Source organism: Pseudoalteromonas sp. SR43-2 (assembly GCF_014163885.1).
Lineage (GTDB): Bacteria > Pseudomonadota > Gammaproteobacteria > Enterobacterales > Alteromonadaceae > Pseudoalteromonas > Pseudoalteromonas distincta.
Genome location: NZ_JACJED010000034.1, coordinates 1 through 24310, shown reverse-complemented (window position 1 = coordinate 24310; position 24310 = coordinate 1). Strand labels below are relative to the sequence as shown.

The window sequence follows — 24310 nt, the reverse complement described above, 5'->3', positions numbered from 1 at the left end:
TACGAGCGCAAAGAGAGTGAGAAAGGAAATGCTATATTCAGACGCTCACTGTATGTGGTAAAAGATGTTGCTGAAGGTGAGTTATTTACACATGAAAATGTAAAGAGTATAAGGCCTGGTTATGGCTTAGCCCCTAAGCATTTATATGACGTGATAGGTAGAAAAGCTAGCTCAAGTATTGTTTCAGGAAGCGCTCTTTCGTATGAGCTTATTAAGTGAAATATTATTTATTAATGTTGTCATAATAAAATGAATATAATAAAAACCTTTAAATTGATAAAAGCTTCTTTATCTAAAGAAGATGAATGTGTTTTATCATATTTCTTTGGAACGCAGCTAGATAATATCGATAGTTTTAAAAGATTGAAATCTAATTACCCAGGAGTAATCCTCCAAATATGTTTATATTTTTATACCCTTTTTAAATCAGTTCGCTTAGGTAAAGATAATTTGAGTCGTACTAAAGAAGTATTGGTATTTGCTGCGACTAAAAATCAATATAACAGCTTGAATTCAACTTTGAACGGATTAAATAAGTTGGGTATTGGGTATAATCTAATTACTTCGGAAGTAGTCGACGATAAAAGTAGCCACTTCTCAATAAGTGTATTAGATTTTTTAATCAGTTTGTGTACGTGTATTCTGAACTCGCCAAAGTTGTATTTTAAGCTAAAAAAAGCTAATAAAAATTTTGAAAAAAAATATTTCTTTTCTGCACTTTGTCAAAGTTACACTTTTTTACCGTACTTTATTAGAACTTTATATAGGCTATCCTCTAACGGAAGTTTAAAGTTAGTTGTAATGTCAAATGATCATAATAGTGCCAATAGATGCTTACGCCTAGTATGTGAAATGTTAAAAATAAAAACACTTTACATGCAACATGCGTCTGTTTCTAAATTATTTCCACCCCTACAGTTTGATTATGCATTGCTCGATGGTGAAATAGCACACGAAACTTATAAAAGTTGTGCTGGAAATTTGCCTGGCATATCTACATTACCCGTTAATATATTTTTAAGTGGTCAAAAAAAAATCATAAACATAAAAAAAGAAAGAGCAGTCGATTTTGATATTGGAATTGCAGTCAATATGTTAGACAAGTTTGATTACTTAAAAGTATTAATTGAAAAATTAAAAGGTAGTGGGAAAAGGGTACTTATAAGAACGCATCCTTCTCAACCTACTTCTTTCTTAGAGGAATTGAGATTGATCCTTACTGAAAATCAAGTTCAATGGTGTGACCCAAGGAAGGATAGCTTAAGGTCCTTTTTTACCTCAATAAATTGCTTAATTTCTGCTAACTCTAGTATTCACTTGGAAGCCGCTTTGGCTGGAAAAGCGACTTTATACTATGAATTTTCTTCTGATGCTGAAATATCTGATTATTATGGGTATCTAAAAAATGGATTAGTATATGCCCTGAATATAGATAATATAGAACAGTCCATTAATGAAGGGGTTACTTACTGTTCTGGTGCAGAACGTAGTAAGGCAGTAAAAAAATATAGCGCAACGTATATGACAAAATGGGAAAATAAAGAAGGTGATCTTTCTGCCAGGTTGATAGGAAATATATTAAAAGAGAGAAGCTTTGAAGATTTTTTTGAATTATCAGAATCGAACTATCACACACTTTATGAACTCAAATAATTATGAGTAGTTTTATTAAAAGTAGCTCTATCTATGTACTAAGCTCTATTGTGAGTGCCGCTATTCCTTTTATTTTACTCCCTATATTAACAAGGTATTTGAATCCAGCTGAATATGGACAAATAGCAATGTTTTCTATATTCACAACTGCTTTAGCTGCTTTAATTGGTTTGAGTGTTCAAGGCGCTGCAAATAGGCGTTTCTTTGACGAGAAAATCACAGAGTTTGAGCTTGCAAGATTTAACGGTAATTGCTTTTTTATTCTATTGTTTAGTACCTGTTTTTCAGTGTTTTTTTTGCTTTTGCTAGGGCCTTATTTAGCTGGGTACTTAGGTATACCGCTAACTTGGATTTACCTGGGGGTTTTAAGTGTATTCTTCAGTTTTATCTTAAATATACGCTTAGGACAGTGGCAAATTAGAGGAAAAGCCAAGTCATACGGTGCTCTACAAATAGCAAATGCAGTAGTAGTTTTAGTATTTAGTTTATTATTTGTTGTTTTATTAAAGCTAGGACCAAGCGGTCGTATCTATGGAATTGTTATAACAAGTTTAATAATAGGGGCTTTATCTTATTTTACACTTCGTAAAGAGAAACTTGTTCTATTTAAATACAGCAGAGAAGATATTAATTATGCATTATCATTTGGAGTGCCGTTAATTCCTCATGTATTAGGAGGTTTTTTATTATTATCGGTAGATAGGCTTGTAATTAATAAGGAGCTAGGTTTAGAGATGACTGGTACCTACATGGTTGCCCTTAATTTAGGGGGGGCTTTAAATATTGTGTTCACTAGCATTAATAAGGCTTATGTACCGTGGCTATTTGGGCAACTAAAACAAGATAGTCCAAATAATAAACTATCAATTGTGAAAAAAACCTATGGATACTTTATTGTTTTAATATTTATGGCATTACTATCTTTTTTAATTGCCCCACCACTATTAAAGCTAATAGTAGGTGAAAGGTTTCATCAGGCGGCAGAGGTTCTCCCTATTATAATAACAGGGCAGATATTTTTAGGTATGTATTTTATGGTTACAAATTACATTTTTTATATTAAAAAAACTAAATACTTAGCGTATGTGACAATTACATCAGGTGCAATAAATATAGGTTTATTATTAATATTAGTTCCAATTTATGGAATTGTTGGTGCCGCACTTGCCTTTTTAATTGCTAATTTTTGGCAGTTTAGCTGCACATGGGCTGTAAGTGCAAAATTATATAAAATGCCTTGGGGATTGAGGGAGCTAAGATGAAAACCTTATTAAACTTTCTACGAAAAGTGAAACGTCAACTTGGAAAAAAATACCATACAAAACAGGCCATTAAAAATATATCTTACTTTGGCACGTTACCAAATATTAACTATAAAAGTAGTTTTAATGGAAATACGTACTTAGGGAATAACTGCCATTTTAACGGTATGCAAATTTCGGGTGGGGGTAGAGTTACAATAGGTGATAACTTTCACTCAGGGTCGTCGTGCATGATGATAGCTCAAAACCATAATATTAATGGTGGAGCCCTACCTTATGACAATACTTATATTTTAAAGGATATTGAAATAGGCGATAACGTTTGGCTAGGAAACCGAGTTATTATTTTAGGTGGTGTTAAAATTGGTGAAGGGGCTGTAATACAGGCTGGTAGTGTGGTTGTATCTGATATTCCTGCGCTCGCTATTGCAGGCGGACACCCTGCTGTTGTTTTTAGTCATAGAGATTCTGAGCATTACTTTAGGCTTAAAAACGAAGAGAAGTTTAATTAGAGTATTATTTGGCTTAATTATTTAACCATTGCTAATAAGTACTCAGATATTAAGTAGTTTAATAATACCTTATTACTAAATGTATATTTAAATTACTAGTCGATTATTCATTATCGTTATTGGTAATAAAGCCACGAAATTAATAAAAAGGTATAGATATAGTGTTGGCAGAAATAAGATCATTATGGATCGGTGGATCTTTATCTAGGTTAGAGAGAGTGTGTTTAACGTCTTTTTTGCGCGCAGGGCATAAAGTATACTTATATACTTATGATGAAGTGCTAAACATACCTGAAGGTGTGGAAGTGCTAGACGCTAATTTAATACTCCCTAGAGATAAAATATTCACTTATGGAGCAGTCACAGGCAAGGGGAAAGGAAGTTACGCAGGTTTTGCGAATCATTTTAGATATGAAATGCTTTTAAAGTGTAGTAATACCTATTGGGTTGATATGGACGTTATCTGCCTCTCTCCATTTTACATTGAGAACGAGCTCGATTTTGGCTTTGAGAATGATACTTATATAAACAATGCCGTAATTGGAACTCTGGAATCCGGTAACAAGCTATTTTCTAATTTAAGTGACTACTGTAATAATCCATTTCAATTTACTAAGTGGGATACTTATAAGTTCTTAATCAGAAAGCTTGTAGGGAGGACATGGGGAAGAGGGGATTTTTCATATCTACCGTGGGGAATTACCGGCCCAAAAGCACTTACAGGCTTTGTGAAAAAAGACAGTTTACTTAATTTTGCTGCACCAATCCAAAAATATTATCCAATTTCATCCGCTGATTGGAAGCATATATTTTTTGCTAGTGACGAGTGTATTAATCTGGATGGGGCTCAAGCCGTACATTTATGGAATGAACAATTGAGAAGAGATGGTTTAGATAAAAATTCAGTTTTTGATAAAGACTCTTTATATGAAAAATTGATCTTAGATTTAAAACTCGATGAATAGTGACTTCTTGTAAATGATTTATCTAGTTCTTATTGCTGTTGTTGTTTTGTTTTCATATTCATCTATAGCAAAAAAAGATTATAGTTTTCTAGGGTACTTTTTAGTTCTTATACTAGCTCTGTTTGCGGGTTTAAGACATGAGGTTGGTGCGAAGCCTGACTGGGAAGTGTACCATCAGGTGTTTTATGATGCGCCTGAATATCTATCTAACTTATTTAATTACTTTTCAGATAATAATCGCTTAGAAAAAGGTTACTTAACTTATAATTTTATTATTCATTATTTTGTTGAAGACTTTAATTTTTTTCTGGTGGTCACTGCATTATTTACAATTGGATTAACATATAAAAGTGTATCTATTTATACACCAATGACCATTTTTGCATTACTACTATACATGCGATATGGTTATTTTCAGTTTAATATGATGTTTTTAAGGCAAGGTATTGCTGTAGCAATATTTTTATATTCCATACGGTACATTAAAAGTAGGAATATTTATGGTTACTTTTTATTAAATATAATAGGAATCACGTTTCATGTTAGTTTAATTACTGTATTACCTTTGTACTTTTTTGTACACAAAAAATTTAGTCCCCGCGTATTTTTGTTGATCTTAGCGAGTTCTATATTTTTACAGGCTATCAATATAATTAAATTACTAGCTGACGCCTTGCCAAGTTCGAATATTATTCTTTATGCTTTTAAATCATATGTTTCCTCAGGAGAACCAAAGCCATTTTCTTTCTCATTTATAGAAAAACCCTTAATGTTCTTTATTTTATTATATTATTACAAAAGGTTAGAAAGAAGGTTTGAATATTACAACTTATTTTTCAACCTGAGTTTTATTGGACTTATTTTAAGTATTTTGTTTTTACAGTTTGAGGATTTAAGTGACCGATTCGTTATTATTTTCAACATAACGAACATAGTTCTTTTGACTTATTTGATGCGTATATTTAAGGGAGGTGGTAAGCTTGTTTATTTGTTTATAGTATCGTTGATTGTTGTTTTTTTTGTTTACAAAATAACAAATGCAGAACAATACATACCTTATAATATATTGGGTAAAATTTATCTTTAATCACAAGGCTTCCATGTTAACAATAGGCATATCAACTGTCGCTTCTTCTTTGAGTGAGTTGATTATATATATACAGGGTAATATTAAAAAAATTGATCCTAGTATTGATTTTTTAATTTGTTCTCAAAGAGAATCAGAGAATGTGGCTATAGTTATCTCTGAAAGAATAAAAGTATTAAAAACAAATGAGTCAGGGCTAAGCCGCAGCCGAAATACACTGCTTAAAGAAAATAAGAATAAATGGTTATGGATTCAAGATGATGACATCAAAATAGAATTTGAAGCTCTACAGAAACTTTTGGAAACACTTTCAAAATCAAGTGACGATCTTGTTTTTATTAAAGTTAAATCATTAGAAAATAAAAATGAATTTTATAAAAATTATACTTTTCATAAAACTCATCGATTAACCAATTCGTTAAAAATATCTTCAATTGAAATAGTCGTAAGGCGTGAATTTGTAAACGATAACAATATTAAATTTGATACAAATTTGGGCTTGGGTACAGATCTTCCTTGCGGCGAAGAAAATAAGTTTGTATTAAATTTATTTCAGTCCAATGCAAAGGTAAGATATCTAGATTTAGCTACATGTTTTCATACCACGGTACTTGAAGGTAGAGAGATTGATCAGCTAGGACGCTTTTCTGCACGCGGTTATTTATTACGTTTTTACCCATTTTATATTAGCTTTCCTCTAATGATCAGATGGGCAATATACATTCCTGCTGAGTTGTCTTTTTATAGAAAGATAATACTAATGTTAAGAACTTATTTTAAAAGGTGATTTTAAGTATTATATAACCATGAGACTTTTTAACTCAAGTTTATTCCCATGTATAATTAATCACTTATGTAATTAAATTTTTGATACCATTAAGTTCTGGCTTTGATCAAATTAATGTCAAACCTATCAGTTCAAACCTATCAGTTCAAATCTATAAACAGGATAACTAATGAAAATCCTATATCTACATCAATACTTTGCTACGCCTGAGTCAAATGCTGGAACGCGATCTTATGAAATGGCCAAGCGACTAGTTAAAAGTGGTCATGATGTTACATTTATTACTAGCTCGGCTTATTTTTCAGAAAACTATAATCTAAACCATGGTTGGAACCTTATAGATATTGAAGGTATAAAACTACACGTTCTACATCTAGCATATTCAAATAAAGATAGTTTTTTTAAGCGAATTTTAAAATTTATTAGGTTTTCAGTAAGCTCAACAGTTAAATCTTTTTCTATCAAAGCCGATGTGGTTTTTGCTACTAGTACACCCTTAACTATTGCAATACCCGGTGTGATTTACTCTAAGTGCAAAAAAAGGCCTCTAGTATTTGAGGTGCGTGATCTATGGCCTGAATTGCCTGTGGCTGCTGGCGTGATAAAAAATAAATTAATAATAAAATTTGCAACATGGTTAGAAAAATATACCTATAAAAATTCAACTAGATTGATTGGTCTTTCACCAGGCATGTGTGATGGAATAATAAAGCATGGAATTTCACCTGACAAAGTAACCCTTGCTACAAATAGTTGTGATACGAGTTTGTTTGATGTTAGTGAAGATGTTGGCATCGATTATTTAACATCTAAGTTAGGTTTTGTTAATGCTAGAAAACTTATTGTATATACGGGTACATTCGGTCTAATTAATAATGTGAGCTATATTGTGGGCTTGGCAAAAGCTGCGCAGAACTCTAATCCAAATTTATGTTTTGTTGCAATTGGTGACGGGATGGAAAAAGAGAAGATAATAAGCGAAGCAAGGGCGCTAGGTGTTTACAATAAAAACCTATACTTTCTTGACCCAGTACCAAAAACAGAAATAGTTCGTTTATTATCTGCCGCAGACTTATCTTTGTCATTATTCGGTCCAGTAAAAGAGATGTGGCACAATTCTGCAAATAAGCTGTTTGATGCACTAGCTTCAAAAACGCCCATCGCAATTAATTACGGTGGTTGGCAAAAAGACTTCATTAAAGAACACAAATGTGGCTTAGTTTTAGATGCGGATGATTACAAGGCATCTAGTATGCTTATTAGTGACTTTCTTGACAGTAAATCTGATTACGAAGCAGCCGTGAATAGCTGTAAAACACTAGCTTATGAACATTTTTCTAGAGACATGATGGCTACAAGAGTCGAAAAAACGCTACAGGATGCTATTAATGATTAAGTATCTTTTTGACTTAACGGTTTCAATAATTGTATTTTTGATTTTACTTCCAGTTATATTACTGGTTGCTGTGTTAATCAGGATCAAATTGGGCTCACCTATTTTGTTTACGCAAGACCGCCCTGGCTTAAACGGTAAAGTGTTTAAAATGATGAAGTTTAGAAGCATGCTCGATGCCAAAGATAAGCACGGTAACTTGCTTCCAGATAACGAAAGAATGACTAAATTTGGTGCTTTTTTACGTTCTACCAGTTTAGACGAGCTACCTGGTTTGTTTAATGTTCTTAAAGGCGACATGAGCTTAGTTGGGCCAAGGCCACTACTAGTTCAGTATTTACCGCTGTATAACTCAGAACAAGCTAAACGCCATAATGTAAGACCTGGTATAACAGGTTGGGCACAAGTTAACGGGCGTAATGCGATTGGCTGGGATGAAAAGTTTAAGCTTGATGTATGGTATGTAGAAAATCAAAGCTTCCTCCTCGATATGAAAATATTACTGTTAACGGTAAAAAAAGTTTTTATAAGAGAGGGCATCAGTGCTGATGGGCACGTAACTATTGAGCCTTTTAAAGGTTCTAATAATGACTAAGCCAGCTTTAAAAACGCTGGCTATTTTAGGAGCTAGCGGCCACGGTAAAATAATAGCTGATATTGCGGAGCAGCTAGGCTTTAGTGTTAGCTTTTATGATGATGCCTATCCTAATAAAAAAAATATAGAGCATTGGTCTGTTGTAGGTACATTTTCAGATTTGCTGAATGTACCTAGTAACAACATGAATGTTGCTGTTGCTATAGGTCACAATAATACTCGAGAAGAAAAAATAAAAATGTTAGCCAAAAATGGCTACACACTTCCAATCCTAATACACCCAAGTGCAATTATAAGTAAATATGCTCAAATAGATTCTGGGTCTGTTATAGCTGCCAACGCTGTTATTAACGCTTTCGCAGTAATAGGCCGTGGCTGTATAATTAATACCTCAGCTATAATTGAGCATGATTGTAAAATAGGTGACTTTACCCATATTTGTCCTGGTACTTCGTTAGCTGGCGGAGTTTACGTCGGGCGAAGTAGTTGGGTAGGTATTGGAAGTAAAGTAAAACAACTTATTAATATTGGCGATAATACATTAATTGGTGCAGGTAGTTTGGTTGTTAAAGATATACCATCAGGTGTAATTGCTTATGGCTCTCCCTGCATTAAAGTTTCAGAAAATAGTTAAGCCTTTTAAATCTTATAGGAATTTCATGTTAAATACCCCATTTTCCCCATGGCCTAGCTTTACACAAGAAGAAGCCGATGCAGTTAGCCGCGTTATTTTATCTAATAAAGTAAATTATTGGACGGGTACTGAAGGCCGTGAATTTGAAAAAGAATTTGCAAGCTGGGCTGACAGCAAATACGCAATAGCGTTAGGTAATGGCACATTAGCACTTGATCTTGCACTCAAAGCATTAAACATCGGCGCTGGTGATGAAGTAATAACGACACCACGCACCTTTTTAGCATCTGCTTCAAGTATTGTTACATCAGGAGCGGCACCTGTATTTGCAGATGTCGATCTGAATAGCCAAGCTATTACCGCCGAATCTATAAAAGCAGTACTTACACCAAAAACTAAAGCAGTTATTGTTGTTCATTTAGCAGGTATGCCAGCGGAAATGGATGAAATAATGGCGCTCAGCAAAGAACATGGTTTTTATGTAATTGAAGACTGTGCACAAGCGCATGGTGCTAAATATAAAGGTCGTTCTGTTGGAAGCATTGGTCACATAGGTGCATGGAGTTTCTGCCAAGATAAAATAATGACCACAGGCGGCGAGGGCGGCATGGTAACGACTAACTCAAAAGAGTTATGGTCAAGCATGTGGAGCTATAAAGACCACGGGAAAAGCTTTGATGCTATTTATAATAGAGAACATCCACCAGGTTTTAGATGGCTACATGAGAGCTTTGGCACTAATTGGCGTATGACCGAAATGCAAGCTACTATAGGTCGTATTCAGCTAAAGCGTATGGCTGATTGGACCGCAAAACGCCAAGCATATAGTACATTGCTCGATAGTGCTGCAGAGAATTTTGAGTGTATAAGATTAGTTAATGTACCAGAACATATCGAACATGCTCAATATAAGCACTATATGTTTACAAAACCAGAATGTTTGGCTAATGATTGGGATCGCGACCGTATAGTAAACGAAATTACGGAACGTGGTGTACCGTGTTTCCAAGGTAGTTGTTCAGAGGTTTATCTTGAAAAAGCATTTGACGATACCCCATGGAGACCTAAAAAACGTTTACCTAATGCCGTACAGTTAGGAGAAACGTCAATTATGTTTTTAGTGCATCCAACTTTGACTGAAAGCGAAATAGGTAAAACAGCTCAAATAATCAACGAAGTGCTTGTTTTAGCTTCTTTAAAATAAAAACATATACCTAACGATAACGTTTACTAACAAAAAATAACCAAATACATAAAGACTATATAAATATTTACATATAGTCTTTATTTATTAAGTGCAATAGTTGTTCATCTTGTAGTAAAATTGTAATCAATAGAATAGTAGTCTTACTGCTAGCTTCAGGGAAATGTATTGTGTCTTTAAAATTTTTAGTTAATTTACCTCGTCCTCAAAAAAGAATTATTTCTCTCCTCATCGACAGCGTATTTATAATTGTAGCTTTTTGGCTGGCTTTTTTATTAAGGCTAGACAGCACCGCCGTATTAAAAAATACACATACTTGGATTTTATTATCAGCATTATTGCCGCTTAGTTTATTAAGCTTTGTAAAGCTTGGGCTCTACAGGGCTGTGCTGCGCTATATGAACACTCAAGCTATGTGGGCCATTATTGCCGGTGTTGTACTTTCGACCGTTTATTTAACTATTTTATCTTTTTTTCTTAGTGCGCCCGTACCACGCACCGTTCCTTTTATTTATGCCAGCTTTTGTATTTTATTTGTTGGTGGTGCAAGGCTAACCGTGCGAGCTGTAGTTGGCCAAATAACTATGCGCCGCAAAGAAGGCGTAATTATTTATGGAGCAGGTTCTGCTGGCCGCCAATTAGCAACAGCCTTAGCAAATGGCCCTGAATACTCACCAGTCGCCTTTATAGACGACGACCCTAAAAAGCATTTATCGTTAATTCAAGGTATTTGTGTGCACGCACCGTCGCAAATAGCTGAAATCGCAAAGCAAAAATGTGCAAATAAAATATTGTTGGCACTACCAAGTACATCTCGTAGTCGTCGAAAAGAAGTACTTAACGCAATAGAAAAATTTAAATTACAAGTTATGACTGTTCCCGGAATGGCAGATATTGTTGCAGGAACAACTAATCTTGACGAAGTAAAAGATGTTGAAATTGACGACCTGCTAGGCCGTGATTCAGTACAACCTCGTCAAGATCTAATGTCGGAAAATATAGCCAATAAAGTTGTAATGGTTACAGGTGCCGGCGGTTCTATAGGTTCTGAGCTTTGTAGGCAAATAGTAAAAAATAGTCCGACTAAATTAGTGCTATTTGAACTTTCTGAGTTCGCGCTTTACGCAATTGAAAAAGAGTTATCAGAGTTTTGTGCCAAAAATGACTTAAATATTGAAATACTGCCAATACTGGGCTCTATTCAAAATAAAAAATTAGTTGAGTCAACATTTTCTACTTTTAGTGTTCAAACTGTTTACCATGCCGCAGCGTATAAGCATGTACCTTTAGTTGAACACAATGTTGTAGAAGGCGTACGTAATAACGTTTACGGCACCTATAACTTAGCAACTGCGGCCATATATACAAAGGTAGAAACTTTTGTTCTTATATCAACAGATAAAGCAGTACGCCCAACAAATATAATGGGTACTACTAAGCGCATGGCAGAATTAGTACTGCAAGGGCTATCTGAAATCCAAGACACAACACGCTTTACCATGGTTCGATTTGGTAATGTTTTAGGATCGTCAGGTTCTGTTGTACCCCTGTTTAGAAAGCAAATTAAAGCGGGTGGTCCAATAACACTAACCCACCAAGACATAACCCGTTACTTTATGACAATTCCAGAAGCAGCTCAGCTAGTTATTCAAGCCGGCGCAATGGGTGTGGGAAGTGACGTGTTTGTACTCGATATGGGAGAGCCTGTTAAAATTAAAGATTTAGCTATTAAAATGGTTCACTTGTCAGGGCTTGAAGTTAAACACGCAAAACGACCAAATGGCGATATAGAAATACAATGCACAGGTTTACGCCCAGGTGAAAAGCTTTTTGAAGAGCTCCTTATAGGAGACAACGTTATTGGCACCGACCATCCAAGAATCCTAAGTGCACAAGAAATTAAAATGCCATGGAGTGAGCTGTCTCCATTTTTAGATAAACTTAAGTTAGCCTGTGACGAAACAGATCATCAAGAAATACGTAGATTACTTTTAATCGCACCTACTGCTTTTTCACCAACTGACGGTATTTGTGATTTAAACTGGAAACAAAAATTTAATAATCAAACGAATGTTACAGTTTTACCAAACGTAAGTGGCTCCTAAAGCGAATAGATTGCAATAGTTTGATCTTTGTAAGGAATGACATGCCTACGTGGATTTCGCCCTCGGTGTAGGTGACCATGTAGGCGCCTTGCTTGCTGGCGCACTAAAAGCGCAGCTTTTACGTATTTATTAAATTGCGTGAGCAAGCTTCACGCCTACGTGGATTTTTATCCTCGGTGTATGTGACCATGTAGGCGCTTTGCTTGCTGGCGCACTAAAAGCGCAGCTTTTACGTATTTATCAAATTGCGTGAACAAGCTTCACGCCTACGTGGATTTTTCATCCTCGGTGTATGGTGACCATGTAGGCGTCTTGCTTGCTGGCGCACTTAAAGCGCAGCTTTACGTATTTATTAACTTGCGTGAGCAAGTTTCACGCCTACGTGGATTTTTATCCTCGGTGTAGTGATCATGTAGGCGTCTTGCTTGCTGGCGCATTAAAAGCGCAGCTTTTTCATATTCATCAAATTGCGATAACAAGCTTCTCGCCTACGCGAATTTTATCCTCGGCGTATGGTGACCATGTAGGCGTCTTGCTTGCTGGCGCACTAAAAGCGCAGCTTTTACGTATTTATCAAACAGTGTGGGCAAGCTTCACGCCTACGCGAATTTTTCATCCTCGGTGTAGTGACCATGTAGGCGCCTTGCTTGCTGGCGCTTTAAAGCCACCGCTTTACAAGTAAACACAATCCCAATATGGGTATTTCTTTATGTTGTCCACTAAGCCAGCACGTAAAGGGTTTGCGACTACATACCTAGCTTGACCTATTAAATCTTCATTATTCCTTATTTTGTGGTCATAGTAATTTGATTGCCATATCCTTCCATGCGTACCGCTATGTTTATTAAGTCTATATGTTGTAATGTTTTTAAAATTCCTAACTAGGTTTGAAAGGTCAAGGCTACTATTTAACTGTAAAATCCAATGTATATGATCGGGCATGATTACGTAGCAGATAGTATTAAGTGAATTGTTTTTTGAAAATTTAATGAGTTCACTCGCAATTAACCGTGCACATAAAAAGTTAGCAAATAATGGCTTACTAAAATCACAACAAATTGTAATAGAGTAATAAGCGTTTATCGAAGTGCAGCGTCCTTTTAAACGTTTATGTGTGTTAGCCATATAATTAATTTCCATTTGAATAAATTAAATTGCGTGAGCAAGCTTCACGCATACGTGGGTTTTCATCCTCGGTGTATGGTGACCACGTAGGCGTCTTGCTTGCTGGCTCACTAAAAGCGCAGCTTTTACGTATTTATTTAATTGCGTGAGCAAGCTTCACGCCTACGCGAATTTTTCATCCTCGATGTATGTAATCGTGTAGGCGCCTTGCTTGCTGGCGCTTTAAAGCCACCGCTTTACAAGTAAACACAATCCCAATATGGGTATTTCTTTATGTTGTCCACTAAGCCAGCACGTAAAGGGTTTGCGACTATATACCTAGCTTGGCCTATTAAATCTTCATCATTTCTTATTTTGTGGTCATAGTAATTTAATTGCCATATCCTTCCACGCGTACAGCTATGTTTATTAAGTCTATAAGTTGTAATGTTTTTAAAATTCCTAACTAGGTTTGAAAGGTCAAGGCTACTATTTAACTGTAAAATCCAATGTATATGATCAGGCATGATTACGTAGCAGATAGTATTAAGTGAATTGTTTTTTGAAAATTTAATGAGTTCACTCGCAATTAACCGTGCACATAAAAAGTTAGAAAATAATGGCTTACGAAAATCACAACAAATTGTAATAGAGTAATAAGCGTTTATCGAAGTGCAGCGTCCTTTTAAACGTTTATGTGTGTTAGCCATATAATTAATTTCCATTTGAATAAATTAACTTGCATGAGCAAGCTTCTTGCCTACAATTTACCAATCTCTATTTTAACTTCACTACTTAACACTTCCTTGTACCTTGCTGCTAACGCGTTTTTTGCATCATCATCGCCATGCACAATTTTTATATGGCTTGGCTTTTTATGCATACCTGTTACAAACTTAATTAATCCGTTTTGATCTGCATGGGCGCTGTATCCACTAATTGTATGCACTTTGGCGTTTATAGTAATGCGAGCATCGTTTATAAAAACATAGCCATTACGTGGGCCATATTTTTGAATTTCGCGACCTAACGTTTTGTTTCCTTGGTAACCTACAAACAATACATCGGTGGTTTTGTCACTTAAAAATTGCTCAAGATAATTAACTATTCGCCCACCAGTACACATACCACTTGCCGCTAATATTATGGCTGGTGTTTGTCGGGTACTTAAATAGTTAATAACAGCTATGTGCTCTTTGTGTGAATCAACCGTAGTTAGGTTTTTAAAATCGAGCGGGTGCCTACCGTTTGCAACTTTGCGTTTAGCTTCGCTGTCCCATAAGTGTTTAAAGTTTTTGTATTGCTCAGTAAAATTGGCTGCCATAGGGGAGTCGAGTATTACGTGAATGTCTCGCCACTTAGACTTGTTAGATGAGCCATGTATGAGTTGCTCAAGCTCGTATAGCAGCTCTTGTGTGCGGCCAATACTAAAAGCAGGAACTAAAACAACGCCGTTGTCGGCTACTGCGCGTTCAATAATGTTTTTTAGCGTTTTTGTGCGCTCTTTACGGCCTTGGTGATTTTTATCGCCGTAGGTTGATTCAATAACTAGAGTGTCGGCTTTATAAGGCGCTTTAGGCGAAGGGAGTAGCGGGGTATACGGCGCGCCTAAATCTCCCGAAAACACAACGCGATGTTTGTTGTTATCATTATTTGTAACGTCAATTTCAACGTAGGCAGAACCTAATATATGCCCCGCACGCTGATATCTCGCCTTAGCTTTGTCGGGCGCTTTGCAAGGCAGCTCAAACCACGTTTTATAATCAACAGCAACTATGCGTTTATTTAATAAGCTTAAGCAGGCAGCTATAATTTTAGGGTCGCGGGTTACACCTACTTTTAAAGCATCTTCAATTACCAAAGGTAATAAACTGGCCGATGCAATACTTGTAAAAATAGGGCCTTTAAAACCGGCTGCTAACAAGTAAGGAATTCGACCAACATGGTCAATATGGCAATGGGTAACAATAAGCGCAGTAACATGGGTAATATTAAACTCTATCGAAAGATCTGCTTTAGAATCCTCACCCTGAAATAATCCGCAGTCAACAAGCACACTTGTTTGCTCGTTAATTACTAGCTCGTGGCACGAACCTGTAACTCCATTAACCGCTCCGTGGTGAAGTATTTGCATTGCGCTTCCTTGTTATCAATTTGTTACATTGAATTTTAAGGTAGAAGTAAAGCCATAAATATTCAAGGTTATAGCGCTTGAGCTAAATTAATAACCTCACCTACAAACATGCATCCACCTGTAGGTGCGAATTTACTTCGCGCTTATGCTTTAACTTTTTTAAAAAGCGAGTTATAAAACCTCACCTACAAATATGAACCAACCTGTAGGTGCGAATTTATTTCGCGCTTTTATTACTTTTATCACTTTGCGTTTTTACTTAAATATTAATTTTTAGATCATATTAATTCAGGTTTTTAATAAATTTATTACCTTTTCCTAAACTTTTGTTTAGCTTGCTCTAAACATTGCTTTATAAGCGCTAAAGCCTTTATTTCTCTTAAATTCAATAACATTGTTTACTAATGTGAGTGCCTATTAACCACTAAGGCTTATTTACATAGGCACTCTATGGTGGTTATAATGCCGCCGTTATTTAGTTTAGCGTTGTGTTTTTTGCAACTTAGTTATGTGTTAAGGACTATTATGGAAAGTTGGTATTTAGTCGTATGCAAACCTAAGCAAGAAGAGAGAGCCAAAACTAACTTGCAAAATCAAGGGATTGAAGCGTTTTACCCCAAATTAACTACCGAAAGGTTGGTTAAAGGTCGGCGTACCGTCAAACAAACCGCTTTATTCCCTAATTATTTATTTGTATGCCTTGAGTCAAAAAACGGTAATTTTTCTGCTGTAAAAAATACACGTGGAATTGGTGGCTTTGTATCCTATGGGTCACAGTATCAATTAGTTTCTGCACATATAATTAATCAGCTAAAAAATGAGCGTTTACACACCACTGAGTCACTAATACCAAAAGCAGGTGATGTAGTAAGTGTGAATAACGATTCATTTAGTAATATACAAGCAATATACAAAGAGCCAGACGGCGACCTACGCAGTATTTTACTAATTAACTTACTCAACCAAAAAATTGAAGTAAGTGTAGATAATAAAGATATTAAGCAATAATAATTAAAAGCGTAACAAAATAGCTATATATCAGTACATAGGAACTGTAACCTAAGGGCGGAAGCGTGCCTAAAACACTGTGGTTAAGTTGATTTGTAGACCACAGCTTGCTGGCGAGACGAGCAAAGCTCGTAACAAGGGTTATTCACAAAGAGGTTAAGAGCACGCTGCGCTTTAGAGAAGTAAAAAGCCATAAAGCACTTGTTTAAATGGCTTCTCATTTACTCCTCATTCGCTTCTTTATGCAATCATATTTTGATTTATTCATAAAGAAGTTAAGAGCGCGCTGCACTTTTTACATGAAAGCCAAACGGCAAAGTTTAGCACCGTGGTTAAGGTCACTTGTAGACGCACAGCTTGCTGGCGTGACGAGCAAAGCTCGTAATAGGGGTTATTCACACAGGTTAAGAGACCACTGCGCTTTAGAGAAGTAAGCAGCCTAAAGTACTTGTTTAAATGGCTTATCATTCACTTCTCTTTGTGCAATTGCTGATGAATGCGTTAAGTGTTTAACTAAAAACGGCTTTCAGTTAAATTTATTCATAAATACCTTGTGAAAACACTGATATAATTCCAGTGCTAATTAAAAACTTAGTTACAAAGCTTTTACAAAGCAAAGGCTATTGCTTCACAATAGTGCGCATGCTTTAATTAGTCGGCTAAAATAAAAGTGCTCACCAAGGTTGGTGAGTAAGTGCAATATTAAAATAATTTTGGGATTCTACAATGGCGTTAAGCTGTAAATCACTCGCATCAATACTCGCAATACTAAGCATGACCGGCTGTACAATAGTTCCAGGCAGCCACTTTGAAGGTATAGACTCAGGCGAGCAAACACAAAACCTCGAACAAGATCTCGAAAAAGTAAACATTCAAATAATCGACTCGCTACTAATAAATAAACAAAATCAAGCGCGTATAGCAGCTAAACCAATTTCAAGCACTGCTGGTTTAAACGTTAGTAACTACGAATACAAACTAGGTGTTGGCGACGTACTAACAATAGGCGTATGGGATCACCCAGAGCTAACAATACCTGCAGCAGTACAACGTACCGCAGAGTTTGACGGCTTCCGTGTTCAACGAGACGGCACCATTACTTACGCCTACGCACCAAATATACCCGCTGCAGGTAAAACAATAAGCGAAGTACGTAACGAGCTTGTTAAGCGCCTAAGTCGAGTAATAGAAGATCCACAAGTAGATGTAAAAGTAGTTGGCTTTAGAAGCCAAAAAACCTACGTTACTGGCGAAGTAAACAAGCCTGGTGTATACCCAGTAACCGAAATACCACTTACCTTAATTGATGCCCTAAACCAAGCCGGTGGTTTAACAGATGCAGCCGATTGGCGCACAGTAACATTTACCCGTGGCGACAAAACAGAAGTTATTAAACTTGATGACTTTTATGCCCATGGCGACATTTCGCAAAACCGTTTGTTACAACATGGCGACATAGTGCATGTAAATCGTAACGATGCACAAAAAATATTTGTATTAGGTGATGTTAAAAAAGCAGGTTCAGTAACGCTTAACCGTTATGGTTTAAACTTGGCCGAAGCGCTAAGCGACTCGGGCGGCTTAAACGAAGCAACAGCCGACGCTAACGGCGTATTTGTACTACGTAAAAGTAACGTAGAGCAAACCGGTGTTATTGCAAATGTGTACCAATTACACGCTAAAAATATAGCGGCAATGGTATTAGCTGAGCAGTTTGAACTACAACCGCGCGATATTGTATATGTAACATCGGCACCGCTTGCCCGTTGGAACCGTGTAATAAGCTTACTGTTACCGTCAATTGCTACTGTAGATAGTGTTGACGATATAACTGCAAACTAAGGGTTTTTAAAGATGTTTGATTCAGTTTTAGTAGTGTGTGCAGGCAACATTTGCCGCAGCCCAACAGGTGAGTATGTTTTAAAGCAAAAGCTTGAAGGCAAAAATATTAAAGTATCGTCTGCTGGGTTAACAGCACTTGAAGGTAAACCAGCAGATGCAAAGGCAAAGCAAATAGCACTTGCACATGGTATTAATATGGATGCTCACCAAGGGCAACAGCTTACATCAAGTTTAGTTGCGCAAAACAGCGTAATACTCGTAATGGAAGAGCGCCATTTAAACGATGTACACGCACGTTACCCAGAGGCGCGAGGTAAAACGTTTTTACTCGGTAAGTGGATTAATAACGCTGAAATACCAGATCCTTACCGCCAAAGCCAAGAGGCTTTTGAACACGTTTATACATTAATCGACAGCGCGTGTAGCGCTTGGCAAAAGTATTTATAAGGAATGGCTAATTTAATGAATACCCAGCCGAATAACAGCGCAAGTAGCGCGAATAGTAAAAGCACTAATAATACGCAACCAACGCAAGAAATTGATTTAATGGCGCTATTAGGCGCATTGCTCGATCGCAAATATTTTATAGTAGCCGTAACTGCGCTATTTATGTTTGTAGGTGTTATTTATGCAGTATTAAGTACCCCCGTTTACCAAGCAACAGCCATGATACAAGTTGAAGACGGTGGCGCATCAGTCCCAGGCTTTGACGATATGGCAGGCATGTTTGAAAGTACATCGGCTGCAGTAACCGAAATAGAGCTACTAAAGTCGCGCAGTATAATAGGTGAGGCCGTTGATACGCTAAAGCTTGATATAATTGCAGAGCCCAAACTATTCCCGTTTATAGGTAGCCGAGCTTACCGTACTTTTACCCCAGTGGGAGATGGCGACCTAGCTGAGCCAAGCTTTGGTGCTAACAGCTACGCATGGGGCGGTGAGAGCATAAATGTATTTAGGTTTGACGTACCACGTACTGCTGTTAATCAAACATTTACCTTGGTAGCGCAAGCGAATAGTAGCCTTATACTTTTAAATGCTGACGGCGAACAAATATTATCGGGTAAAGTGGGCGAGGAACTCACTAACGGTAAATTTAACCTAACCATTCGTACTTTAAATGCGCGCCCTGGTACAGAGTTTACTATTACCCGTAAAGATCGCCTTAATACAATTTTAGACTTACAAGCAGCAATTGGCGCAAGTGAAAAAGGCAAAGACTCAGGCATAATTAATTTAAGCTTACAGAGCACTAAACCAAGCTACGCTGAAAAAGTCCTTGATAAAGTAGCCGCTATTTACGTACGCCGTAATGTTGAGCGCAATAGCGCAGAGGCGCAAAAGTCGCTTGAGTTTTTAGAAGTACAATTACCTGAAATTAAAAAACAGCTTGAATACGCAGAGCAACGCTTTAACGACTACCAAATAAAACGTCAATCAATAAACATAACGTTAGAAACGCAAGGCGTGCTTGAGCAAGTTGTAAAGCTTGAAACCAAGTTACAAGAGCTAAATTTAAAACGTTTAGATATTGGCCGAAAGTTTAAAAAAGATCATCCAGCATACCAAGGTATACTTGAGCAAATAGAAGCGGTTGAAAACCAAAAACAAGAGCTTGTTGGTGAGGTAGGTAACCTACCCGAAACTCAACAAGAGCTACTACGCTTAAAGCGCGATGTTGAGGTAAGTAACCAAATTTACACACTATTGCTTAGTAAAACGCAAGAGCTAGATATAGTACGCGCAGGCACCGTAGGTAATGTACGTATTATTGACTACGCCGAGGTAAATACCAGCAAGCCAGTTAAACCTAAAAAAGCATTAATTGTAGTAATGGCTACTATGCTGGGTGGTATGTTAGCTGTGGCAATTGTGCTTATACAAAAAGCAATGCACAAAGGGGTTGAAGACCCAAGCGAAATTGAAGCGCTAGGCATACCTGTATACGCGAGTGTACCGCACTCAGATTATCAAGATAAACTAAGTGGCTTTGCCGAGCGAGCCCTTAAAAATAAAACAAGTAAGCCTAAAAGTATATTAGCGCTCGATAACCCAGCCGACTTGGCAATTGAGGCACTACGTAGCTTACGTACTAGTTTGCACTTTGCGATGATGGAAGCTAAAAACAACATTATTGCTATATCGGGCCCAAGCCCAAGTGTGGGTAAGTCATTTATATCGGTTAACTTAGCATCAGTACTTGCGCAAAGCGGTAAAAAGGTACTTATTATTGATGCCGATATGCGCAAAGGCTACTTACAAACACAGTTTGGTTTAAAGTGGGACGATGGATTAAGTGATTACTTATCAGGCCGTTTAAACCTAGAGCAAGTTACTAAATCAACCAAAGTAGAAGGATTAAGCGTTATTACGCGTGGTCAAATACCGCCCAATCCTTCTGAGCTATTAATGCATAGCAACTTTAGCAAATTAGTTGAAGAGGTAAGCGCTGCTTACGACATTATAATTATCGACACCCCTCCAATACTTGCAGTGACTGACCCTGCAATAGTAAGTGCACATACGGGCACCACATTACTTGTGGCACGTTTTGGGCAAAACCACTTACGCGAAATCGACCTAACCCGCAATCGCTTTGAACAAAACGGCATAGACGTTAAAGGCGTAGTATTTAACGGTGTTGTTAAAAAAGCGAGTAATGCTTATGGGTATTACGGTTATTACAATTATGAATATAAATCGGATAAATAAAGGAAATTCATGAAAATTCTCGATTGCACATTAAGAGATGGTGGCTATTACAATAATTGGGATTTTGAGTCTGAAGTTGTAGAGGCATATTTAAATGCAGTCAGTGGCGCAAATATAGACTACGTTGAACTTGGTTTGCGCAATTTTCCTAAAGAAGGTTTTTTAGGTGCGTATGCTTATACAACCGAGTCGCATATTAACTCCTTAGACCTGCCACAAGGGCCTGTTTATGGTGTGATGGTTGACGCTAAAACTATTTTAGAATCAGGTCTTAGCATTGAAAATGCAGTCAGTAAATTATTTGTGCCAGCTAGTGAGAGTAAAATTGGTCTTGTACGTATTGCAGCCCACTTCCATGAAGTTGAAGAGTCAGGTTTAATAGTTAAGCAGCTAAAAAAATTAGGCTACTTAGTAGGCTATAATCTAATGCAAGCAGGCGGTAAGGCTGATGGTGTAATTGCTGAAAAAGCACGCCAAGCAAAAGAGTGGGGAGTGTTAGACTCGTTATACTTTGCTGATTCATTAGGTAATATGGACGGAGACGAAGTAACGCGTATAGTTAATGCATTGCGTACGCAGTGGGATGGTCCGTTAGGTATACACACTCATAACAATATGGGTAAAGGCCTTGATAATACGCTTACTGCTAAAGCTTTAGGAGTTACATGGCTTGATACTACCATAACAGGTATGGGCCGAGGTGCAGGTAATACACCAACAGAAAGCTTATTAGCTGTTCTTGATAAAGAAACCTCTGTATATAAATCAAAGCCTGTTTACGAATTAGTAATACGCCATTTTGAGCCAATGCAAAAAAAATATGGTTGGGGTAGTAATTTACTGTACTTCTTAGGGGCTCAAAACAACGTACACCCTACCTACATTCAAAACTTATTATCTAATACTCATTACGGTACGGATGAAATTGTAGGTGCGATTGATTACTTGAGTAAATTAGAAAGTACGACTTCATATAATGGTGCGGTGTTAAATACTGCGTTATCGTTTAATGCAAGTAATGCTGAAATTTCAGGTACTGAATCTGTAAGTGGGATATTTAATAATAAAAATGTACTTATTATTGCCAATGGGCCAAGCACAAAAAAATATTTAAATGCGATAAAACTTTATATTAAAAATTATAAACCAGTGGTTATATCAATTAATATCAGCGAAGTTATTCCAGCTGATTTAATTGATTATTATGTGATTTCCCATAACTCTAAATTTTTAGCTGATGCACACCGTTATAAAGTATTAAATAAACCAGTAATACTACCAATACACCGTTTTACTGAAAATGAGCTTACGCTCATTAATAACCTTGAGTTGCTTGATTATGGTTTAGAAGTTAAAAATGGAGAGTTATCAGCTAATAAAATACATGCGATAGTTCCTTCAGATATAACAGCAGCTTACGTGCTAGCTATATTGATGGAGTCAAAGCCACGGTCGATTAAATCAATTGGTTTTGACGGTTATGATAAAAATGATTCTCGACAGCAAGAAATGATTAAAATTTTAGATTTATATACTAAGCATGAATCAAATTTAGATATTACCTCTTTAACACCAACAACATATCCGCTAACTAAAGGGTCTGTGTATGCACCAGATCTCTAAATTCGATATATATATATTTGATTGTGATGGAGTGATTTTAGACTCTAATCAACTAAAAATAGATGCAATGCAGCGTGCGCTAGAATCTACTATTAGTGATTTAGATAAAGTTAAGGCATGTGTTGATTATTTTCGTAATAATTTTGGGCGTTCTCGTTTTCATCATGTAGATGTATTTATTGAGCAGTTTTTAGAGCTTGATAAAGTAACTGAGAATAAAGCTAAAGAAAATATTCTTAAAGAGTATTCAGCCCAGTGTAAATCCCTTTATTTACAATCAGATATAACACCTGGGTTTATCGAATTTATTAATCAGTTAAGTGGAAAAAAATATATTGCAAGTGGTTCTGAGCAGCAAGAGTTGCGAGATGTATTTAAAGCGAGAGGGTTGAATGTATATTTTGATGAAATTTACGGCTCTCCTACCAAAAAGTCTGATTTAGTAGCGGGTATACTTAAATCAGGTAATAGCCTGAATGCAGTTATGTTTGGTGATGCTATCTCTGATTTAGAGGCTTCACAAGTTAATAATATCGAATTTATTGCCTATATTCCTTTTTCTAATGTGCCTGTCGAATTGGCTAAAAGAAGTCAGTTGGCTAATTTTAAAGTGATAAAAACGTGGTCAGAGATTTCAGAGGGTTAAATATGAAGTATGCTGTCGTTATTCCAGCTCGATACCAGTCAAGCCGTTTTCCGGGTAAGCCACTAATCGACTTATGTGGTAAACCAATGATACAACATGTTTGGGAGCGGTGCTGTAAAGCTGTGGAACAAGAGCTTGTTTATATAGCCACCGATAGTGAAAAAATTGAAAGTGTGTGTAAGGGTTTTGGCGCTCAAGTGATAATGACTTCATCAAATTGCATGACGGGTACTGATCGATTAGCAGAAGCTAATAAAAAATTAAACGCTGACTTCATCATTAACGTTCAAGGTGATGAGCCTCTAATTGAACCGAGCGATATTTGTAAAGTTATTGATGCATACAAAAAAAAGCCGGATACAATAGTAAATGCGATGTGCAAAATTGAGACTGAAGAAGAGTTTCGTTCTTTTACTATACCTAAAGTTGTCGTAAGTCAAAGTAATAAACTGTTATACATGAGCCGCTCCCCTATACCTTTAAGTAAAAGTGACCAGTTTCATTTTGCCTATAAACAAGTTTGTATCTATGCTTTTTCAAAAAAACATTTAGAGTTTTTTGCTGATCACAATTCTAAAACCAAAATAGAAAAAGTAGAGGATATAGAAATACTAAGGTTTCTTGAGAGCGATATAACTGTACAGATGATTGAGCTTAAATCCTCATCAATTGCAATAGATATACCTGAGGATACCGATAAAGTTTTAAAAGTTCTAAATTCTATATAAAAAATCATATTTCTAGGAATCTTTATGTTAAATAATAAAACAGTATTAATCACGGGTGGCACAGGGTCATTTGGTAAAAAATTTATAGAAACTATTTTAGCGCGTTACCCAGATGTAAAAAAAATAATCATCTATTCGCGTGACGAATTAAAGCAATCTGTAATAAAACAAAAATACCCAGCATACGATTTCCCGCAATTACGTTTTTTTATTGGTGATGTTCGCGATAAAGAGCGTTTAACGCAAGCGTGTGAAGGTGTTGATGTAATAATTCACGCAGCCGCTATTAAGCAGGTTGATACCGCTGAATACAATC

General features: G+C 36.4%; 24 protein-coding genes. 21 read left to right on the top strand and 3 right to left on the bottom strand.

Annotated elements, in window-relative coordinates; all coding sequences use genetic code 11:
- The 13 genes from H5120_RS19670 to H5120_RS19610 all read left to right on the top strand — a co-directional run.
- Positions 1-219 (top strand): SAF domain-containing protein (locus H5120_RS19670; protein WP_259397857.1); only part of this gene is annotated, 219 nt, incomplete at its 5' end.
- 30 nt (positions 220-249) lie between these two features.
- Positions 250-1653, top strand: a complete 1404-nt coding sequence (locus H5120_RS19665; RefSeq protein ID WP_024596597.1) for a hypothetical protein — start codon at positions 250-252, stop codon at positions 1651-1653.
- Positions 1654-1655: 2 nt separating this feature from the next.
- On the top strand, positions 1656-2915 hold the full coding sequence (locus H5120_RS19660; RefSeq protein ID WP_182675835.1) for an oligosaccharide flippase family protein: 1260 nt from the start codon (positions 1656-1658) through the stop codon (positions 2913-2915).
- Positions 2912-3427, top strand: a complete 516-nt coding sequence (locus H5120_RS19655) for a DapH/DapD/GlmU-related protein (RefSeq protein ID WP_024596599.1) — start codon at positions 2912-2914, stop codon at positions 3425-3427. Before H5120_RS19660 ends, H5120_RS19655 begins: the two co-directional genes overlap by 4 nt.
- Positions 3428-3588: 161 nt before the next feature.
- Positions 3589-4392, top strand: coding sequence for a hypothetical protein (locus H5120_RS19650; protein ID WP_182675834.1), 804 nt, complete (start codon positions 3589-3591; stop codon positions 4390-4392).
- Between the two features lie 13 nt (positions 4393-4405).
- Positions 4406-5479 (top strand): EpsG family protein, encoded by a 1074-nt coding sequence (locus H5120_RS19645; RefSeq protein ID WP_182675833.1) that lies wholly within the window; start codon positions 4406-4408, stop codon positions 5477-5479.
- Positions 5480-5492: 13 nt separating this feature from the next.
- Positions 5493-6266 carry a glycosyltransferase gene (locus tag H5120_RS19640; RefSeq protein ID WP_024596602.1) on the top strand — a complete coding sequence of 258 codons (774 nt, stop codon included), beginning with the start codon at positions 5493-5495 and terminating at the stop codon, positions 6264-6266.
- 169 nt (positions 6267-6435) lie between these two features.
- Positions 6436-7662, top strand: coding sequence for a glycosyltransferase family 4 protein (locus tag H5120_RS19635; RefSeq protein WP_182675832.1), 1227 nt, complete (start codon positions 6436-6438; stop codon positions 7660-7662).
- Complete coding sequence (locus H5120_RS19630; protein WP_310735982.1) at positions 7655-8254, top strand: sugar transferase; 600 nt, start codon at positions 7655-7657, stop codon at positions 8252-8254. Before H5120_RS19635 ends, H5120_RS19630 begins: the two co-directional genes overlap by 8 nt.
- On the top strand, positions 8247-8888 hold the full coding sequence (locus H5120_RS19625; protein WP_182675830.1) for an acetyltransferase: 642 nt from the start codon (positions 8247-8249) through the stop codon (positions 8886-8888). Before H5120_RS19630 ends, H5120_RS19625 begins: the two co-directional genes overlap by 8 nt.
- A gap of 25 nt (positions 8889-8913) precedes the next feature.
- The gene (locus H5120_RS19620; protein WP_182675829.1) at positions 8914-10092 is read left to right on the top strand and encodes a DegT/DnrJ/EryC1/StrS aminotransferase family protein; all 1179 of its coding nucleotides are present in this window, start codon (positions 8914-8916) and stop codon (positions 10090-10092) included.
- Between the two features lie 170 nt (positions 10093-10262).
- Complete coding sequence (locus tag H5120_RS19615) at positions 10263-12197, top strand: nucleoside-diphosphate sugar epimerase/dehydratase (RefSeq protein WP_182675828.1); 1935 nt, start codon at positions 10263-10265, stop codon at positions 12195-12197.
- A 361-nt stretch (positions 12198-12558) separates the two neighbouring features.
- A complete protein-coding gene (locus tag H5120_RS19610) occupies positions 12559-12879 on the top strand; it encodes a hypothetical protein (protein WP_182675827.1) in 321 nt (106 codons plus the stop codon).
- On the opposite strand, the gene H5120_RS19605 is transcribed toward H5120_RS19610, so the two are convergent.
- The 3 genes from H5120_RS19605 to H5120_RS19595 form a co-directional block, all read right to left on the bottom strand.
- Positions 12870-13322: an REP-associated tyrosine transposase gene (locus H5120_RS19605; protein WP_182675826.1), complete on the bottom strand. Its 453-nt coding sequence runs from the start codon at positions 13320-13322 to the stop codon at positions 12870-12872. The genes H5120_RS19610 and H5120_RS19605 overlap by 10 nt on opposite strands.
- A gap of 236 nt (positions 13323-13558) precedes the next feature.
- Positions 13559-14011, bottom strand: a complete 453-nt coding sequence (locus H5120_RS19600) for an REP-associated tyrosine transposase (protein WP_182675825.1) — start codon at positions 14009-14011, stop codon at positions 13559-13561.
- Between the two features lie 50 nt (positions 14012-14061).
- Positions 14062-15435, bottom strand: a complete 1374-nt coding sequence (locus H5120_RS19595) for an MBL fold metallo-hydrolase RNA specificity domain-containing protein (RefSeq protein WP_182675824.1) — start codon at positions 15433-15435, stop codon at positions 14062-14064.
- Positions 15436-15960: 525 nt separating this feature from the next.
- Here H5120_RS19595 and rfaH point away from each other — a divergent pair.
- The 8 genes from rfaH to H5120_RS19555 form a co-directional block, all read left to right on the top strand.
- Complete coding sequence (rfaH, locus tag H5120_RS19590; protein WP_182675823.1) at positions 15961-16443, top strand: transcription/translation regulatory transformer protein RfaH; 483 nt, start codon at positions 15961-15963, stop codon at positions 16441-16443.
- A 726-nt stretch (positions 16444-17169) separates the two neighbouring features.
- Positions 17170-18285, top strand: coding sequence for a polysaccharide export protein (locus H5120_RS19585; RefSeq protein ID WP_182675822.1), 1116 nt, complete (start codon positions 17170-17172; stop codon positions 18283-18285).
- Between the two features lie 12 nt (positions 18286-18297).
- Positions 18298-18732: a low molecular weight protein-tyrosine-phosphatase gene (locus H5120_RS19580; RefSeq protein WP_182675821.1), complete on the top strand. Its 435-nt coding sequence runs from the start codon at positions 18298-18300 to the stop codon at positions 18730-18732.
- Positions 18733-18747: 15 nt separating this feature from the next.
- The gene (locus tag H5120_RS19575; RefSeq protein WP_182675820.1) at positions 18748-20997 is read left to right on the top strand and encodes a polysaccharide biosynthesis tyrosine autokinase; all 2250 of its coding nucleotides are present in this window, start codon (positions 18748-18750) and stop codon (positions 20995-20997) included.
- 9 nt (positions 20998-21006) lie between these two features.
- On the top strand, positions 21007-22620 hold the full coding sequence (locus H5120_RS19570; protein ID WP_182675819.1) for an aldolase catalytic domain-containing protein: 1614 nt from the start codon (positions 21007-21009) through the stop codon (positions 22618-22620).
- The gene (locus tag H5120_RS19565) at positions 22604-23266 is read left to right on the top strand and encodes an HAD family hydrolase (RefSeq protein ID WP_182675818.1); all 663 of its coding nucleotides are present in this window, start codon (positions 22604-22606) and stop codon (positions 23264-23266) included. The genes H5120_RS19570 and H5120_RS19565 overlap by 17 nt, the downstream gene beginning before the upstream one ends.
- A gap of 2 nt (positions 23267-23268) precedes the next feature.
- Complete coding sequence (gene kdsB, locus H5120_RS19560; RefSeq protein ID WP_182675817.1) at positions 23269-23994, top strand: 3-deoxy-manno-octulosonate cytidylyltransferase; 726 nt, start codon at positions 23269-23271, stop codon at positions 23992-23994.
- A 24-nt stretch (positions 23995-24018) separates the two neighbouring features.
- A partial coding sequence (locus tag H5120_RS19555) for a polysaccharide biosynthesis protein (RefSeq protein ID WP_182675816.1) occupies positions 24019-24310 on the top strand: 292 nt, incomplete at its 3' end.

What these genes read in the sequence shown, in the direction of transcription:
- H5120_RS19665 (WP_024596597.1), top strand. Translation starts at nt 250, where the DNA reads ATGAATATAATAAAAACCTTTAAATTGATAAAAGCTTCTTTATCTAAA.
- H5120_RS19660 (WP_182675835.1), top strand. Translation starts at nt 1,656, where the DNA reads ATGAGTAGTTTTATTAAAAGTAGCTCTATCTATGTACTAAGCTCTATT.
- H5120_RS19655 (WP_024596599.1), top strand. Translation starts at nt 2,912, where the DNA reads ATGAAAACCTTATTAAACTTTCTACGAAAAGTGAAACGTCAACTTGGA.
- H5120_RS19645 (WP_182675833.1), top strand. Translation starts at nt 4,406, where the DNA reads ATGATTTATCTAGTTCTTATTGCTGTTGTTGTTTTGTTTTCATATTCA.
- H5120_RS19640 (WP_024596602.1), top strand. Translation starts at nt 5,493, where the DNA reads ATGTTAACAATAGGCATATCAACTGTCGCTTCTTCTTTGAGTGAGTTG.
- H5120_RS19635 (WP_182675832.1), top strand. Translation starts at nt 6,436, where the DNA reads ATGAAAATCCTATATCTACATCAATACTTTGCTACGCCTGAGTCAAAT.
- H5120_RS19630 (WP_310735982.1), top strand. Translation starts at nt 7,655, where the DNA reads ATGATTAAGTATCTTTTTGACTTAACGGTTTCAATAATTGTATTTTTG.
- H5120_RS19625 (WP_182675830.1), top strand. Translation starts at nt 8,247, where the DNA reads ATGACTAAGCCAGCTTTAAAAACGCTGGCTATTTTAGGAGCTAGCGGC.
- H5120_RS19620 (WP_182675829.1), top strand. Translation starts at nt 8,914, where the DNA reads ATGTTAAATACCCCATTTTCCCCATGGCCTAGCTTTACACAAGAAGAA.
- H5120_RS19605 (WP_182675826.1), bottom strand. Translation starts at nt 13,322, where the DNA reads ATGGCTAACACACATAAACGTTTAAAAGGACGCTGCACTTCGATAAAC.
- H5120_RS19600 (WP_182675825.1), bottom strand. Translation starts at nt 14,011, where the DNA reads ATGGCTAACACACATAAACGTTTAAAAGGACGCTGCACTTCGATAAAC.
- H5120_RS19595 (WP_182675824.1), bottom strand. Translation starts at nt 15,435, where the DNA reads ATGCAAATACTTCACCACGGAGCGGTTAATGGAGTTACAGGTTCGTGC.
- rfaH (WP_182675823.1), top strand. Translation starts at nt 15,961, where the DNA reads ATGGAAAGTTGGTATTTAGTCGTATGCAAACCTAAGCAAGAAGAGAGA.
- H5120_RS19585 (WP_182675822.1), top strand. Translation starts at nt 17,170, where the DNA reads ATGGCGTTAAGCTGTAAATCACTCGCATCAATACTCGCAATACTAAGC.
- H5120_RS19580 (WP_182675821.1), top strand. Translation starts at nt 18,298, where the DNA reads ATGTTTGATTCAGTTTTAGTAGTGTGTGCAGGCAACATTTGCCGCAGC.
- H5120_RS19575 (WP_182675820.1), top strand. Translation starts at nt 18,748, where the DNA reads ATGAATACCCAGCCGAATAACAGCGCAAGTAGCGCGAATAGTAAAAGC.
- H5120_RS19570 (WP_182675819.1), top strand. Translation starts at nt 21,007, where the DNA reads ATGAAAATTCTCGATTGCACATTAAGAGATGGTGGCTATTACAATAAT.
- H5120_RS19565 (WP_182675818.1), top strand. Translation starts at nt 22,604, where the DNA reads ATGCACCAGATCTCTAAATTCGATATATATATATTTGATTGTGATGGA.
- kdsB (WP_182675817.1), top strand. Translation starts at nt 23,269, where the DNA reads ATGAAGTATGCTGTCGTTATTCCAGCTCGATACCAGTCAAGCCGTTTT.